The 16,686-nt window shown below is 39.9% G+C and carries 16 protein-coding genes; 1 reads left to right on the forward strand and 15 read right to left on the reverse strand.

Annotated elements, in window-relative coordinates:
* Nucleotide 1: 1 nt before the first annotated feature.
* The 5 genes from ACIQXN_RS08835 to ACIQXN_RS08855 all read right to left on the reverse strand — a co-directional run bounded on the left by ACIQXN_RS08835 (nt 2) and on the right by ACIQXN_RS08855 (nt 4,104).
* Nucleotides 2-487, reverse strand: coding sequence for a dihydrofolate reductase (locus ACIQXN_RS08835; RefSeq protein WP_402964915.1), 486 nt, complete (start codon nt 485-487; stop codon nt 2-4).
* Complete coding sequence (locus tag ACIQXN_RS08840; RefSeq protein WP_402964920.1) at nt 484-1,278, reverse strand: thymidylate synthase; 795 nt, start codon at nt 1,276-1,278, stop codon at nt 484-486. Before ACIQXN_RS08840 ends, ACIQXN_RS08835 begins: the two co-directional genes overlap by 4 nt.
* 57 nt (nt 1,279-1,335) lie before the next feature.
* Nucleotides 1,336-2,046: an anthrax toxin lethal factor-related metalloendopeptidase gene (locus ACIQXN_RS08845; protein WP_402964924.1), complete on the reverse strand. Its 711-nt coding sequence runs from the start codon at nt 2,044-2,046 to the stop codon at nt 1,336-1,338.
* A gap of 479 nt (nt 2,047-2,525) precedes the next feature.
* On the reverse strand, nt 2,526-3,296 hold the full coding sequence (locus ACIQXN_RS08850; RefSeq protein ID WP_402964928.1) for a TerC family protein: 771 nt from the start codon (nt 3,294-3,296) through the stop codon (nt 2,526-2,528).
* A 190-nt stretch (nt 3,297-3,486) separates the two neighbouring features.
* Complete coding sequence (locus ACIQXN_RS08855) at nt 3,487-4,104, reverse strand: YpjP family protein (protein WP_402964931.1); 618 nt, start codon at nt 4,102-4,104, stop codon at nt 3,487-3,489.
* Nucleotides 4,105-4,521: 417 nt separating this feature from the next.
* Between ACIQXN_RS08855 and ggt the strand changes: the two genes are divergently transcribed.
* A complete protein-coding gene (gene ggt, locus ACIQXN_RS08860) occupies nt 4,522-6,219 on the forward strand; it encodes a gamma-glutamyltransferase (protein WP_402964934.1) in 1,698 nt (565 codons plus the stop codon).
* On the opposite strand, the gene ACIQXN_RS08865 is transcribed toward ggt, so the two are convergent.
* From ACIQXN_RS08865 to ACIQXN_RS08910, 10 genes are all read right to left on the reverse strand, one after another.
* Complete coding sequence (locus tag ACIQXN_RS08865; protein ID WP_402964938.1) at nt 6,214-6,993, reverse strand: class I SAM-dependent methyltransferase; 780 nt, start codon at nt 6,991-6,993, stop codon at nt 6,214-6,216. The two genes, ggt and ACIQXN_RS08865, sit on opposite strands and share 6 nt — an antisense overlap.
* Before the next feature lie 81 nt (nt 6,994-7,074).
* Nucleotides 7,075-7,509 (reverse strand): BrxA/BrxB family bacilliredoxin, encoded by a 435-nt coding sequence (locus ACIQXN_RS08870; protein ID WP_402964942.1) that lies wholly within the window; start codon nt 7,507-7,509, stop codon nt 7,075-7,077.
* Between the two features lie 183 nt (nt 7,510-7,692).
* Complete coding sequence (gene ilvD, locus ACIQXN_RS08875) at nt 7,693-9,363, reverse strand: dihydroxy-acid dehydratase (protein ID WP_402966068.1); 1,671 nt, start codon at nt 9,361-9,363, stop codon at nt 7,693-7,695.
* Nucleotides 9,364-9,831: 468 nt separating this feature from the next.
* Nucleotides 9,832-10,377, reverse strand: a complete 546-nt coding sequence (locus ACIQXN_RS08880; RefSeq protein WP_402964946.1) for a GNAT family N-acetyltransferase — start codon at nt 10,375-10,377, stop codon at nt 9,832-9,834.
* 253 nt (nt 10,378-10,630) lie between these two features.
* Nucleotides 10,631-11,755, reverse strand: coding sequence for a conserved virulence factor C family protein (locus tag ACIQXN_RS08885; protein ID WP_402964950.1), 1,125 nt, complete (start codon nt 11,753-11,755; stop codon nt 10,631-10,633).
* 130 nt (nt 11,756-11,885) lie between these two features.
* Nucleotides 11,886-13,763 (reverse strand): ABC-F family ATP-binding cassette domain-containing protein, encoded by a 1,878-nt coding sequence (locus tag ACIQXN_RS08890; RefSeq protein WP_402964954.1) that lies wholly within the window; start codon nt 13,761-13,763, stop codon nt 11,886-11,888.
* Nucleotides 13,760-14,404, reverse strand: coding sequence for an HD domain-containing protein (locus ACIQXN_RS08895; RefSeq protein WP_402964958.1), 645 nt, complete (start codon nt 14,402-14,404; stop codon nt 13,760-13,762). The genes ACIQXN_RS08890 and ACIQXN_RS08895 overlap by 4 nt, the downstream gene beginning before the upstream one ends.
* A 61-nt stretch (nt 14,405-14,465) precedes the next feature.
* On the reverse strand, nt 14,466-15,311 hold the full coding sequence (locus ACIQXN_RS08900; RefSeq protein WP_402964962.1) for a DegV family protein: 846 nt from the start codon (nt 15,309-15,311) through the stop codon (nt 14,466-14,468).
* Nucleotides 15,312-15,447: 136 nt separating this feature from the next.
* Nucleotides 15,448-15,924, reverse strand: coding sequence for a glutathione peroxidase (locus ACIQXN_RS08905; protein ID WP_402964965.1), 477 nt, complete (start codon nt 15,922-15,924; stop codon nt 15,448-15,450).
* A gap of 78 nt (nt 15,925-16,002) precedes the next feature.
* Nucleotides 16,003-16,545, reverse strand: coding sequence for a hypothetical protein (locus ACIQXN_RS08910; RefSeq protein ID WP_402964968.1), 543 nt, complete (start codon nt 16,543-16,545; stop codon nt 16,003-16,005).
* Nucleotides 16,546-16,686: the final 141 nt, after the last annotated feature.

The raw sequence follows: 16,686 nt of genomic DNA on the forward strand, positions 1-16,686 counted from the left end.
TTCATTTTTTTCGTAAGACAATGAAATCATGTGCATAAATATTTTTGTCATCAATTACGCCTGGAATAGTTACTACGCTTTCCCATTCCGTTTCATTAATCACAGGAAAATACGTGTCCCCTTCAAACTCTTCATGAATTTGAGTGATATATAAGCGATCCGTTACAGGGAGAATCGCTTGAAAGATCTCTGCCCCCCCAATAACAAAAACCTCTTGTTCGCTATTGTCCGCAAACGTCTTTATTTCGGAAACATCATGCAAAATGGTGCAACCCTCTACTTGAAAGTCATGATTTCTGGTGACGATGACATTTTCCCTTCCAGGCAATATCCGCCCAATTGATTCAAATGTTTTACGCCCCATTACAATTGGATGACCCATCGTTACCCGTTTAAAATACTGCAAGTCCGCTGGCAAATACCAAGGCAGCGCATTATTTTTGCCAATTAACCGATTTTCATCCATGGCTACCATTAGGGAAATCATATACTCACCTTCCCTTTAATGTGAGGATGTGCTTCGTAATTTTCAAGTTCAAAATCTTCGAAACGGAAATCGAAGATGTTTTTCACCTCAGGATTGATTTTCATCATGGGCAACGGTTTAGGGTCACGTGTCAGCTGAAGCTTCACTTGTTCCAGATGGTTTGAATAGATATGGACATCACCAAAAGAATGTACAAACTCACCAGGCTCCAAATCACATACTTGAGCGATCATCATCGTCAATAGAGCATAAGAAGCGATATTGAAAGGCACACCTAAAAATACGTCCGCAGAACGCTGATACAGTTGGCATGAAAGCTTGCCATCCGCTACATAAAATTGAAAGAAAGCATGGCAGGGCGGTAAGGCCATATCTTCCAGCTCTCCTACATTCCAAGCACTTACGATCAATCTTCTCGAATTTGGGTTTGTTTTGATTTGCTCAATCACTTCACTGATTTGATCGACTTGCCTTCCATCCGCCGCGCCCCAAGAACGCCATTGGTGACCATATACAGGACCTAGGTTTCCAGCTTCATCAGCCCACTCATTCCATATTCGCACATTATTTTCTTGTAGGTACTGTACGTTTGTATCACCTTTTAAAAACCATAGAAGTTCATGGATGATTGCTTTTAAACTAACTTTTTTCGTAGTTAGAACAGGGAAACCCTCACGAAGGTTGAACCTCATTTGATATCCGAAAGTACTGATCGTTCCTGTCCCCGTACGATCGCCTTTTTGAGTTCCATTTTCAAGTACATGCTTACATAAATCCAAATACTGCTTCATGGTAAACCACCTTTTCTACATTCATTCTTCTCATTTTAACTTTTAACGGTAGCCAGTTCAATCTAGTTGTTTAATAAACTGATAGGTCTCCGGTGCTTTCCTTCTTAGCAAATGATTTTGTTCCGTATTTACATAAAACATCGCAAATGCTTCCGCAAAGTATTCTTCTGGATAGGTGGAAAAATATGATTGACCAGGAAAGAGAGTATCCACCTCTTTTCCCCATATCCTTAAATAATCAATGTCCTCACGGATGCCATCAAAGACAATCTTATCGATGGAATGGGCAATTTCATGCAATTCCAGATTGATGGAACTATGCCCCTTCCCTTTATCGCTTGCACCGATTTTAACCAAGACTCTATGAGCTCCTCCCATACCAGGGACGTCATCCCAGGTAGTGTTGGGGTTTACATATCCCCTTGGTGTTTGACCCTTTAAATGGGCTGCAGATTGATTGTCTGTCAGGCTCCCGCTGAACAACTTTACTTTTACGCCCCGATCGACAATTTTCCCTTGAAGGGAATAAGGAAGTTTATTAATCCTTTGGACAATCTTTAGTGCTTCCTCTTCGTCGAATTCTTCTTCAGGGTATATAAACATGCTTTGCAACGTCTCTTGTTCCTGTAAAATCCCGGCCTGCCTTAAAAGGTTATCTTTTTTTAATTCCCGCCACTTTAAACCGTCTTCCCTAGCTAAAGAAAAGGAAATCATGGAAAGTAAACATCCTGTCAGAATAATAAAACCAACCCACTTTTTACTTGTCACCTTCCCCATTCCTTCCCTAAGTTTTAATTGGGTTAATTAAAAATATATGTTTATTAAAATCTTAATTTATTATTTCAGTATACCATGACACCTTTCTATACCGGTTCGGATTATTTTTGGTAAATAAAAAAACACTCTCTGAGCGGAAGCACGCTTCACCCAGTATGTTCATATATAATACTATAATCAAAAAAGGTTCAAGGTGATTACATGAAAACTCTGCCCGAACCACATGAAATTGCTGAAGAAGTGCTTGAAATTTACAGTTTAAAAGTGTTCATCATCCTGGACCTTTTGCTGTTTTCAATCTTCTTAGGCATATTGCTGCATCCGTTCCTTGCTTCACTATGGCTTAACTTGATATTCCCTTTGCTTTTTTTTACAACATTCGTTCTCCTATTTCATTTATTCGAGCTTTCTTTCCAAAGAAAGAGCTGACATCAAAAATGATGTCAGCTCTTTTAATTGAAGGTAGGAATTCATCTATTGCTTTTAAGCTTTTTTTCTTTTTGGAAATGAATCAAGATTGTTGTACCAAAAATAATGAGAATAAATATAAAGAAAATAGCATGTGGAATATCTATTTTTGCCACTGAGAGAAGCATTTTAAGTGATATGAACCCTATTAAAACATAGGCGGCCGTTTCCAGTTCAGGGATCTTATCAATCAATTTAAGGAATACTCCGGCAACCCCACGCATCATCAGGACACCGATCATTCCCCCAATCAAGAGGACCCATATTTGTTCACTTACCCCAAAGGCAGCTAACACACTATCCACGGAAAAAGCGATATCCATCATTTCGACAGCGACAACCGTTCCCCATAAGTTTCCGAACATACGGATTAACAAGCTGTTTTTACTCATGCCTTGTACATCTTCATCCTCGTTAGCCTGTTTCTTCCTCTTATCTCTGAAGTATTTGAACGAAAGCCAGGCAAGATAGAGAGCCCCAATAATCTTTACCCATGAAATCTTGATGAGGTAAACCCCTATTCCGATGGCTAGGAACCGGAACGCATACGCACCCAGTAAACCATAAAAAAGGGCCTTTTTCCTTTGGTTCTCCGGAAGATGGCGAACCATTACAGCCAACACTAAAGCGTTATCAGCTGAAAGAAGCCCCTCCATTAAGATAAGCGTTCCTATTAACCCCCAGCTGACCGGGTCTGTTAGTACTTCTCCCCACATACTCCAATCAAAAAATTGAGAATAGGTATGGATGATGTTGTTTAGCAATTCTGACATAACAAAAGCACCTCTACAAAACTATAAAATTTACTGCCTTGTCCACTAATAAAACCGTGCAGTTTTTCCTTACTATGTTTAATTACAAACAAAATAAATACGTTGCAGAGACAACGTATCTAAAAAATAATGAACTTATCTTCTTGATAATCATACTCTTACCACTAAATAAAATCAATGAACGATGACCTTAAGAGATTACTTGTTGATTTGTCCAATGAGGTGGAGTATTTTTATCCCAATATATTTTTCCGATATCATGGTGCGTCGCAAATGAATCATGGTAGGTATGATAATGAAAGTTAAACCAATAACCCTCTAATGGAGGATTTTCCTGTCGTACATGAAACCGGATGATATCGTTGCCACTTGGAGCATCATAAATATGGAAAATCTTTTCCGATCTACCTGCACTTGGTTGTTCGGTTACCGTAAGTTGTTTCAGCTTTTCATCAGGAATTTGATTTGCAATGTCGTTTATCGTCTCTTCAATTTTCGGTAAAATGACCTCTTTGAACTCATCGCCAATTTTCGGATTGATTTTCTCACCAAATTTTACATAAGCATTTTCTTCCGCTTTATCAAGCATATCCGATATAAAGTTCCCCCGGTCAAAATGGTCATCGGTTTCACTATGTTCTTGGGCAGAAGGAAATGGTGTATGGTCATCTTGTACGAATCCCTTTTTAGAATCTTTTAGAGTATCTGCTTCAGCAAGCCATGCTAAATCTGTAGGCGTCACAAGTCCAAAAGTTAATACGGAAACCAATATGACTAGACTTTTTCTTAACCATACAGCCGATTTCAAACCATTTCCCCACCTTCTGTTATTAATTAATTCTAGTATACTTTGATTATTTAGAAAATACGAATATATACTACCTAGGTTTCAAAAATAACAAAAAAGGATAAATACCTATATCTGCTTTGTGGCCACTTCTTTTTTACCATATTTCTACTATTTATATATTAAACAAAGGATTATTGGGTATTTTGTAGAACTTAAATAGATTCAGTATCTTTTTAAGGAGGGCTCTTTTATGGCTTTGACTACAACCGCCATGGTGGCTTTATGTCTTGTGACATTAGCATTTTTTGTATATTTATCATTTGCTGATTAAGACTAAATTTCCTTGTCGTTACTTCTAATGACAAGGTTTTCTTTTCAATAAAGTTCGTCTCTGGCTCTATAAGGAACTTAAGGCGATATACTGGAGGAATTCTGATGGAAAACATCGATGAAAAAACTAAACAGGAAAACTATAAAAGAGAAACGGCAATTGGAAAAGCGGGTATGGTCGTTACCGCCCATCCGGTTGCGACTCAAATCGGGGAACAAGTCTTACGTGAGGGTGGCAACGCCGTAGATGCGGCTGTAGCCATCCAGTTTGCCTTGAATATTGTGGAACCTATGATGACGGGGATAGGCGGCAGCGGCTTCCTCATGGTATATGATGCAAAAAGTAAAAAGACGGAAATATTCGATGGACATGTAAGGGCCCCTAAAGCTGCATACCCTGAGTTATTTCAGGATGAAAATGGAGAGGTGATTCCCTTTAAAGAACGTTCGATCAAGGGAACGGCTGTTGGCATTCCCGGAATCTTAAAAGCCATGGATGAAGCGCTCGATGCACACGGAAGTAAGCCGTTGGCCGATCTTATTGAACCGTCCATTGAATTTGCTGAAAATGGAGTCCCAGTGAATTGGGTACTTTGTGATGCACTTAAAAACTTCGAGTATCGGTTGGGTGAAGAAGCTCGAAACTTCTTCATGCCTGAAGGAAAAGCCTACCAAGTGGGTGATATTCTAGTGAAAGAAAAATTGGCGAATACTTATAGGATCTTGCAACGTGAGGGAGTATCCGCTTTTTATGAAGGCGAAATTGCGGAAGGTATCATTTCCTGTATCAAGGAACAGGGCGGATTCATGGAAATGTCCGATTTAAAAGACTATAAGGCAACCGTTGACGAACCCATGGTTGGTACCTACAAAGATTATAAAGTCGTTTCATCAATGGCCCCTAGTGCTGGAGGATTCACCGTCATTCAAATCCTGAAAATCCTGGAGTCCTTCCATTTAGAACAATATGATGTACATTCATGGGAGAAATATTATTTAATAGCTGAAGCGATGCGCCTAGCATTTACAGATAAAAAGGCATTTTTGGCTGACCCAGAATTTGCCGAATTACCTCTAAAGGGTCTTATGCATGATGATTATATAGCTGAGCGTCGGAAGTTCATTAATTTCAAGACAAGAAACAATGCCATTGATTTCGGGAACCCATGGAAATATGATTCCGTGAAGCAAAGAGCTGTCATTCCACAGCCAAATGATGAAGAACGCAGTGAAACGACACACTTTACAGTACGGGACAGATGGGGAAACATTGCAGCCTGCACCTCCACCGTTGAACACCCATTCGGTTCCGGAATCATGGTTTCCGACTATGGTTTTATGTTAAACAACGAATTGACGGACTTTGACTCCGTTCCCGGTGGCATGAATGAGGTTCAGCCTAATAAACGTCCTGTCAGCTGCAAGAGTCCAACCATCATTTTTAAGGACGATCAACCCATTTTAACACTCGGTTCCCCAGGCGGTCCGACAATCATTAGCTCAGTCGTCCAAACCATCATTAATGTGCTCGATTTCAATATGGACTTAAAGGCGGCTATCGAAGAACCAAGAATCTTCACTCCTATGGGACCCCATATTGAATGGGAAGCTGGAATTGATATGAACAGTAAGGGGCACCTCGAAGGAATGGGCTTTGTCTTCAATGAAGTCCCACACTCAATCGGTAATGTTCAGGCAATACAAATCAATCCGTTGGATGGATCTAATTATGGGGCTGCTGATTCCAGCCGAGAAGGCTGTGCCATGGGTCTAGATGAAACGGATTACCAAATGAAATCATGAAATAGAAATGAAGCCAAAATGAAATTTTGAGGTTTTTCGTTTTAATACGTCAAATCCAAATTGCTGAAAGCGGGTGCTACGGAAATGGTCTTTCAAGACCACTCTTTTTCGAGCAACCCGCTTGGCTTCATTGATTATTTCCATTGTCAAATTATTGGCTGCGGCAAAATGAGCAAGACCTTTAATGCCATTAGACTCCTGTATGGTTTCCTCGAACATCGGATCGAAATAAACGACGTCGACATGATTATCCGGTAACGTTTTCAAAAAAGCATTATGATCAGCTTGAATAACCTCAATCCTCCTCATTGCGGATATCATCCCATCATCTGCATCATTCCAAGTCTTCAAGCCCTGATCGACAAGTAAAGCCAAGAATTGATTATCCTCTAAGGCTACTACATGACCATCTTCACCGACTGCAAAACTTGCGACAATGGAATCAGCTCCTAATCCCAATGTACAATCAAGGACGGAATCCCCTTCTTTTATATCCCCAGCAACAAGCAAAGGATCAGACTCCCCATTTTTTAATCTTTTCAATCGAATCATCGCTAAGTTAGGATGGAAAAAGAAAGGCTCCTTCTCTTCATATCGGTATAATTCCAATCTATCTTTCCCGTAAACAAGGCAATCGTCAGTGCCATTTTCGAATTGGATATCATGAATCGACCGTTTTCTCCTAGGTATAAAAGGGATCTTTAAGTCCGTGGCTAACTTTCTTGCCAACTCTATGATTTCTATATCAGCTCTTCCAGCTGTTGTCACAAACATGCATCCTGCTCCTTTAAGTCCTTTAAATTTGAAAAAGAATGCCCTGTTTCCAGGACATTCTTCATATCATATATGTTTATATTACTTCACTTTGCCGAATGCTTCTAGAAGGTTTTCCATGATGGCTTCCATAGGTTGGCCTTCAATATCATGACGAGGTATGAAATGGACGACCTCTTTACCTTTTAAAAGAGCCATGGATGGAGAAGAAGGTTCGATTCCATCGAAATACTCACGCATTTTGGCTGTCGCTTCTTTATCTTGACCAGCAAATACGGTTACAAGATTATTTGGTTTCTTCTCAGCTTGCAGTACAGCTTGAGTCGCTGCAGGACGCGCTAAGCCGGCGGCACAACCGCAAACTGAATTCACGACAACAAGAGTTGTGCCTTCAGCCGCTTCCATGTATTCTTCTACCATTTCGGCTGATTCCAATTCCTTGAAACCTGCTTGCACCAATTCAGCACGCATTGGCTTTACCATTTGTTTCATGTACTCATCATAAGCCATGGACATAACAAAATTCCCCCTTGAAATAACTAGATGACTATAAGGATACTATAATCTATGACAGTAATGCAAAATTGACGCCTATGTCATTTTGAAAGTTTGATGAATGTAACTTTTATAATTAACTATTCTTATCGATCTTAGAAAAAAAAAAGGGCAGCATATTCTGCCCCCCCATTCACCTGAAAATTAAATTTTCATGACGCCGCCCGTACTTGCATTGGTAACTAGTTTAGAATAACGACCCAGATACCCTTTGGTAACCTTTGGCTCAAAGCCTTTCCAATCGGCTTTGCGTTTTTCGAATTCCTCATCAGGAATTTCCAATTGAATGGTACGATTATTCAGGTCGAGTTCGATGATGTCACCGTTCTCAACAAATGCGATTGGTCCTCCTTCTGCTGCTTCAGGAGATATATGACCAATGCTTATTCCTCTTGAAGCCCCTGAGAAACGTCCATCCGTAATCAAACCTACTTTAGCTCCTAATCCCCTGCCGACAATTTGAGAAGTCGGCGCCAGCATTTCCGGCATGCCCGGCCCACCTTTAGGCCCTTCATAACGGATGACCACGACATCGCCTTCTTTTACTTTACCGGTAATGATTCCAGACAGTGCATCTTCTTGAGAATCGAAGCAGATTGCAGGACCTCTATGATACCCGCCGACCGATTCATCAACGGCGCCTACCTTTATGATGGATCCTAAAGGAGCCAGATTACCGAATAATACTGCAAGTCCTCCACGTTCAGAATGTGGGTCATCCAAAGGATGGATGACATCCGTATTCAAGATCTCGCAGCCCTCAACATTTTCACGCAGTGTTTTACCGGATACAGACAAACAATCTCCATTGAAAGCTCCCGGCTTTTTCAGCAGCTCATGAATGATTGCACTTACTCCTCCCGCATTATGGACATCTTCAATATGATAATCGGATGCAGGAGCAATTTTGGCAAGATGTGGTACCCTTCCGGCTATTTCATTGATTCGCTCCATCGGATACTCAAAACCCGCTTCATGTGCCAATGCCAGTGTATGAAGAACGGTATTTGTTGAACCACCCATTGCCATATCCAGTGCAAATGCGTTATCAATTGCATCTATCGTAACGATATCGCGTGGTTTACGATCCATTTTTATAAGTTCCATCAATTGTTTAGCGGATCTTTTAACAAATTCCTTACGTTCTTCGGCCACGGCCAAAATCGTGCCATTACCGGGCAGCGCAAGACCTAATCCTTCCGCTAAACAGTTCATCGAATTCGCTGTAAACATTCCTGAGCAAGATCCGCAAGTCGGACAGGCAACTTCTTCGATTTCTTGTAAATCTTCAGCATCGATATTCCCCGCTTGATACGCTCCGACACCTTCAAAGACAGATGTTAAAGATAGTGATTTACCGTTTTTATCTTTACCTGCCTTCATAGGTCCACCACTGACGAACATCGTCGGTATATTGACACGTAGCGCGCCCATCATCATTCCAGGTGTAATCTTATCACAGTTTGGAATACATACCATCCCATCAAACCAGTGGGCGGAAACAACCGTTTCTACGGAGTCAGCGATGATTTCACGACTTGGTAAAGAATAACGCATACCGATATGTCCCATGGCAATTCCGTCATCCACCCCAATTGTATTGAATTCAAAAGGTACCCCGCCTGCTTCCCGGATAGCAGCTTTCACGATTTTACCGAATTCCTGAAGATGTACATGTCCAGGAACGATATCTATATATGAATTACAAACCGCAATGAACGGTTTGCCGAAATCTTCTTCTTTAACCCCTGCAGCACGCAATAGACTTCTATGCGGAGCACGGTCAACTCCTTTTGTAATCATGTCACTTCTCATATTCGATGTAGACATTTATGTAGCCCCCTCATTTTCATCCATTAATATTTTTAACTTTTTATAATACTCTAAAAATTCTAACATATATAAAGTTAAATGTAACCATTCTACTTCAACTTTTCTTTAAAAACATTTTACTAAAATAGTAGAACCCAGCTTGCTTGGGCGGTTTCGAATAGGAAATTGGTAAGATATGAAGAAGGATTTTTACTTGGAGGCAAGGAAAACTATATGTTACCTAAGATTGCTAGACGATTAAAAATCATATCTCTACTGCACTTTGCTAGTAACATAATCATTTCGCTCTGCGTTCCATGGAATATCTAAATTTGAAAAGGAGCAGAGAAACCAAATGCTCCACAATGCTTGCCAAAATTCTAATAGCATTACCGCCAATTTCTTACGTAAGGTATTAAAAACAGCCATTCCTATGTTGGAACGACTGTACTTATTCCACTAAAGCCCCCATTACTTGAATAACTTATACCAGTATAAAGTGGTTTCAATAGTAGCATTATTTGACTGCTTTAATGTGTCAACTCCACCTAGTATGAATCCTTGTTTTACATAAAATCTGCACGCACCAAGATTATCATCTTGGGCTTCCAAGGACATTCCTATAAGTTTTTTCTGTTTTGCCCACTCTTCCGCTCTATTTAAGAGTAACTTTCCGACTCCACTGCCTCTATAATCTTTTTTAGTAGCAATGTTTTCAATATAACAGAAGCTATTCCAATCCTTAGTTATTCTAATTTGTCCGATGCAAGTATTATCCATATAAGCTAAAAACAACGTTTTATCCTCTCGATTTATATATTGGCTCCAATCAAGTTTGTCATCTGGAAAACGCGTTACTCTAGTTTCATCAAAAAGAACTTCTTCATAAGACCATCTTCCTGATTGTAGACTGGGGACAACTCTACCATATAATTCAAAATAATCATTTGTCATATTGATATCCTCTATTAAGTCATTATTTAATGGAGAAATAATGACTTTACTTTCACTACCCAATATTACACACTTCCTTTTTTGGAGTTTTGGAAATACTTATTTAAGGTTCACTAAACCCTATTCTTATACAACATTACTGCCCTTTAACTGTATAAGACTCTCTTTATACAATACCATAAAAAGTAAATTGACTTACTATAATTACAAGCAACAATCCTTACGAAAAGAGCCTATAAAAAAAGAGGATAACCACCAAAACCGTTTAAATGGTTTTGGGATCACCCTCTTTCTCATATATAAACTTCCTCGTTGGTTATTTCCTTGATTCCGTCATTTGCTTCCATACGGAACCTTTTGCTTCTTCTCCATTTTCAATCCTATCCACGGCCATTTTAACCTGAAGAGCCACTTCAAATTCTGGATCCTGTTCTGCTTTCTTTAAATAAGGAAGGACTGTTTCGTCACCTGCCTCGTAAAGAAACATCGCAGCCCTCCATCTCACTAATTTATTCTTATCTGATAAAGATAGCGCCATCTCACCCATCGCTTCTTCAAAGCCAAGATCAGACAAACAGTCTCCTGCCGTTCTTCTGACTGCTGCACTGGAATCTCGCAATGCTTTATATAAGCTCGGAAGGACTTTAGGGTCTTCTATCATCCCTAAATATACAGCAGCAAGTCGACGAATAGATACTTTACTATCAGCCAAGGCTTTTTCTAATACCGGAATATCTTCAACCGTCGGGTCATTCATCTGATCCAGCAGTTGGTACCGTTTTTCCCAACTTTCATCATCCAGCATGTCGACGGTCAATTTAATTTTGGGACGATTCATGACCGGCTCTTTTTTATCTCCTGTTTCTTGTGCCGCAGCAACCAGTTTATTAATTCTTTCTTCTGGGTAAGCTGCAACCAATTCATCCGCCACTTCTCTGACGATGTCTTCCATTTCCCCGTAGCGAATGCCGTAATCTTTCCATTTACGAAGAAGGACGACATTATCATCTTCTTTTTGGGCAGCTGCTACACCCTTGATGAAATACTCCGGTAAGGCAAAACGGTTTTCCTGAGTGCTATCACTTGCTTTGATTTGCATGGGGATTCCTTTGAATTGTTGGATGGAAACCGTTACTTCTCCATAATGCTCGTTTATTTGCGCCTGTTGATTCTGTTCCCCGGTATTCTCACCGAAAACTTGACGAACCTGGACTAAAATATCCTGCCAGTCAAATTTCGCATTGCGCTCGACAGCTAAAAAGTCAGCCACATGATATATGCCCTTGACGCCGTCAATTTGAAGCATGTCTTTTATCATTTGCGGAGCGTGTTCTGCTTGATCTTTTTTATAATTATTACTTTTTCCTCCTGGTAGTTCTTCCGTAAGGTTAATTTTCATTGTATTCGGACTTGGTGTCGGTTCTATTGATTTTATGTTCAATGCATTTCTCTCCTTTATCATTACAATCTCATGTCCTAGATTTTATCACAACGGCAAGAGATTCTCATGCAATTGAGATTAACGAAAAAAGACTACGCCAAGCTTACTCCTCTTGGCCCAGTCTTCTCGTTTATTCCTCTTCTAGTTTTTCCGCTAAGTATGTCCATCTTTCCATTGTATACTCTAACTTCTCGTTAAGCTCTTTTTCTTCTTCCAGGAGCAGGCGTACCTTTTCGAAATCACTGCCCGCTGCTGACATTTCTTCAGCGATATCCTTCAGGCGATTCTCGACTTGCTCCATTTTACCTTCAATTTCTTCCCATTCCTTACTTTCCGCATACGTAAGTTTTTTCTTTTTCTTTTCAGTGCGGCTAGGCTGGGACTCCGAGACTTTTTCAGGAACAGTTTCTTCTGTCTTTTCTTCTAGGTACTCAGAGTAATTCCCATAATAAAAATCGATTTTGCCTTTATCTTTAAAGACAAGTAGTTGATGACATGTTTTATCAAGGAAGTAGCGATCATGCGATACGGTAATGACGACGCCCGAGAACGTTTCTAAATAGTCTTCGAGGACGGTCAACGTCTGCGTATCCAGGTCATTCGTCGGTTCATCCAAAAGAAGGACATTGGGTGCCCCCATCAAGATGTTCAACAAATACAGTCGTCTTTTTTCTCCACCTGATAGTTTACGTATAGGTGTGCCGTGCGAACCCATAGGGAACAAGAATCGTTCAAGCATCTGCGCAGCGGATATGAAGCTGCCATCTTTAAGTGCAATTGAATCAGCCGTTTGCCGGATATATTCAATCATGCGGAGATTCTCATCCATATCGGTGCTTTCTTGCGTATAGTATCCGATTTTGACCGTTTGTCCGATGTCAAGATTTCCACCATCTATCGGTTCACGGCCGGCCAAGATATTCAAAAGAGTCGATTTTCCACTACCGTTATTACCGACGATTCCGATACGGTCGCCCGGCTTGAAGAGAAAGGATAAGTCTTTAATGATTGCCTGATGTCCGAATGATTTAGAGATGCCTTGCAGTTCCAATACCTTTTTCCCGAGTCGGGCACCGCTTAATTCCATTTCAAGGCTTTCGTTCTTCTGCTTGTCCTTGACACCGGTTTCTAATGATTCAAAGCGTTGGATCCTCGCTTTTTGTTTTGTCGAACGTGCCTTTGCACCTTTGCGGATCCAGGCCAATTCCTTTTTGAAAAGGCTCTCTTTTTTAGAGCGCTCAGTCGATTCATTTTCTTCCCTTATAGCTTTTGATTCCAGGTAATCGGCATAATTTCCCTTGTATTCAAAAAGTTGCGCTTGGGCTATTTCCCAGATTTTATTGGATACCCGGTCAAGAAAATATCGATCATGAGTCACGAATAAGACGGATTTTTGATACTTAGACAAGTATTCTTCCAACCAAGTGATACTTTCGAAGTCCAGATGGTTGGTAGGCTCATCCAAAATGAGCAAATCGGGAGTTTCAATTAAGGTCTTTGCCAAGGCAGCCCGTTTCTTTTGTCCACCTGAAAGTTCGCCTAATTTCCTTGAATGGTCCGGAAGGCCAAGTTTGGTCAGAATCGTCCGCGCATTTGCGCTAGTGTCCCAAGCATTTAGTGCATCCATTGATTGCTGTTGTTTTAATAATCGATCTTGCACTTCACTATTTTGGGGATCAATCTGCAACTGTACCAGTGTTTTTTCATATTCCTTTATCAAGGAGAATACAGGTGTCGAACTTTCATACATATACTCCATGATCGTTAACTTTTCATCAAAATCAGGATCTTGCGATAAGTATGAAATCGTATAGTCATTCGGATGATCCTTCGTCCCTAGATCACTTTCTTCCAATCCTGCGATTATATTCAAAAGCGTGGATTTACCGGTTCCATTGATACCAACGATTCCTATTTTTTCACCTTCACTGATGGACAAAGAAACATCTTTAAAAAGAAGCTTCTCCCCTTGTGTTTTCATTACATGTTCCATACTAAAAACCTTCATAAACGTACATCCCATTCCTTATAAAATTCTTCTAGAAAACGAACCATATATTCATGACGTTCGCTCGCGATTTTCTTCGCTGTACCCGTGTTAAGTAAGTCTTGTAATCGTAATAATTTTTCATAAAAATGGTGGATAGAAGAACTATTACCCATCCGATATTCCTGCTTTGTCATCTCTTCGCGCACTTTGAGAGATGGATCATACATAGGTTGCCCCTTTTTTCCGCCATAGGCGAATGTTCTTGCAATTCCAATCGCTCCGAGTGCATCCAAACGATCGGCATCCTGAACAATTTCAGCTTCTATCGATGGAAGAACGTCTTCCCCGGCACTGTAGGAGATGGTAGAGACAATCTGCTTTATATCCTGAATCGTATCCAGATCCAACCCTGTCTCCTTGAACCATTCGTCCAGCTTGTTCCAACCTAATTCCGCATGATCGTTTAATTTATCATCTGGAATATCATGTAGGAGGGCTGCCATCTCGATAATGAATTCATTTCCCTTTTTTTCTTCATGTGCAATATGTAAAGCCAGCTTTCGAACCCGATCGATATGAAACCAATCATGACCACTGGCATCAGATTTCAATTGTTCATATACAAATGATTCCGTTTGTTTTATTATATATTTTTGCATTTCACCACTCCATGTCCTTTCTATTTTACCATGGTTCTTGTTTTTAGAAAGGGATATTGTCCTAAACTTCCTTGAACCAACTGATTCCGATTGTCTCTTCACCGGTATGCACCCCTATTGCACTACCAAGTGGGGATATATGTATGTTCACTTCCGGAAACTCTTCAGATATCTTCTTTTTTATATGTTCAACCTGAACCGGTGAACCCCCGTACAATATACTGCATTCTTTAACATTTCCTAGTGATATGGATTTACGAAATTCATTAAATAGATATTTTTCTGCTTTCTTAAGATTTCTAGTTTTTGTTTTATTTTGCAACAAACCATTTTCAATGGTTATAATCGGTTTTAAACTCAAAAGGCTTCCAAGGTAATATTGAGTCCCCGTTAACCGGCCGCTGCGATGAAGCTGGTCTAACGAACCAATCAAGACATAGGTCTCATGGCTATCTGCATACCTCCTCGTATGGGTGAAAGCTTCTTCGATTGAGTAACCTCTATTTAAATACATCATGAGTTTTTTCATGATTAAAAGCATTGGATACGAAATAAGTAAGGTGTCAAAGACGTCTACCGGTATCGTAACCAGGTCGGCAGCCTGCCGGCTTGAGGACACCGTGCCACTCAATTTACTTGATAGATGGATAGAAATCACACGATCATAGTCTTTTTCAAGTTTTCTATACAACTCGTAGAATGTGCCTACCGATGGCTGGGAAGTAGTCGGGGCCTCTTTTTCTTCCTTTATCCTACGATATAGTTCTTCTGGTAGTAGATCGACACCATCTTCATATTCCTTACCATTCATGATGACAATCATTGGAACGACATATACATGATCGTTTAAAGAAAGTTCTTTGTCTAATAAAGCCGTACTATCGGTTACCCATGCAATTCGTTCCATCGTTTCCCTCCTGAATAAAATAGTTGTTACCCATTATATTCAACTTTATCCTCTTTTTTCCCCTCTTTGAATTTACGGATGATGAAAAGTTCAAATAAAAAAGGCCCACCGATAACATTACGGTGAGCCATTTGAGTTATAGCAATTTTTTTATATCTTCTTCCATTTCTAGCGGTTTTGTTTTGGGAGCATACCGATTAACGATATTCCCCTCACGGTCGACCAAGAATTTAGTGAAATTCCATTTAATCGACTTCGATCCCATCATTCCTGGTGCATTTTCAGTAATATAGTTAAATAGCGGATGGGCATCCTTTCCATTCACATTCACCTTGGCAAACATCGGAAAGGTAACGCCATGATTGAGCTTACAATAAGAATCGATTTCAAGTTCATCGCCGGGCTCTTGGTTAAGGAACTGGTTACAAGGAAAACCCAGAACCTCCAATCCAGCCTCTTTATATTGTACATACAGACTTTGCAGGTCATCATACTGTGGTGACAATCCACATTTACTGGCGGTATTAACAATAATCAATACTTTTCCTTTGTATTCCTCAAGCGAAACGGCCTCTCCATTAATCTTTTTCACTTCATATTCATAAATGGACATATATGATCTCTCCCTTTTGCCTATTGATGACATTTTACCTTATTTGAAGCAAACTTTACCACTTTTAGTGTGCCCCTTTTATCGGTGGTTCACAGAATCTTCAACAATTTGCAAAGATTGAAGCAGATATTCCACCATATCTTCTAAATCATCCATTTGCTCTTCCTTGATAAGTCTTCCGAAAGATATTTGGAATGTTGAATTGCTTAAGGGCTGCTCCTTTTTACTTACCATTTCAGAAGTTGTCAATGTAATGGTCCTTTGACTTCCCCAAACATTCTCCAGTTCCTTTGAAATACTATCAACTTCGATACTGTTTAGCTTTCTGGGTATAGAAATGAATAGATCCACCGCACAACCGGAATATGCCTCATTTAGGTGGCCCTGTAACAGTTCGGAGCTTAAATTTTCAAGTGAAGCGTATAACTCAAAGCCTCCGGTCACAAGGATTGTACTCCCGGATTCTTTCATTTCCAATTCGATTTTGTATTTCCTTGCCATCGTTGAGAGATTAACGATATCGTCTCGTCCAATGACTAATATATCTCCAATAAGGTCACGATCATATATCGCTCCTTCCAATACCACTTTCATATTTTCAAATGCTGTAGGATCAAACACTTTTATACCCCTCTTCTAAGTTCTTATCTTATGAAATAAAAATTATGTATCAAGCTCATATTCATTTTACCATTGTCCTGTATTCTTATAAGCATCTATTAAAATTAATAAAATTGCTTTTCTATTTTAAATTTTTCTATA

Origin of the sequence: Peribacillus sp. NPDC097295 (genome assembly GCF_044761665.1) — a bacterium.
GTDB lineage: Bacteria > Bacillota > Bacilli > Bacillales > DSM-1321 > Peribacillus.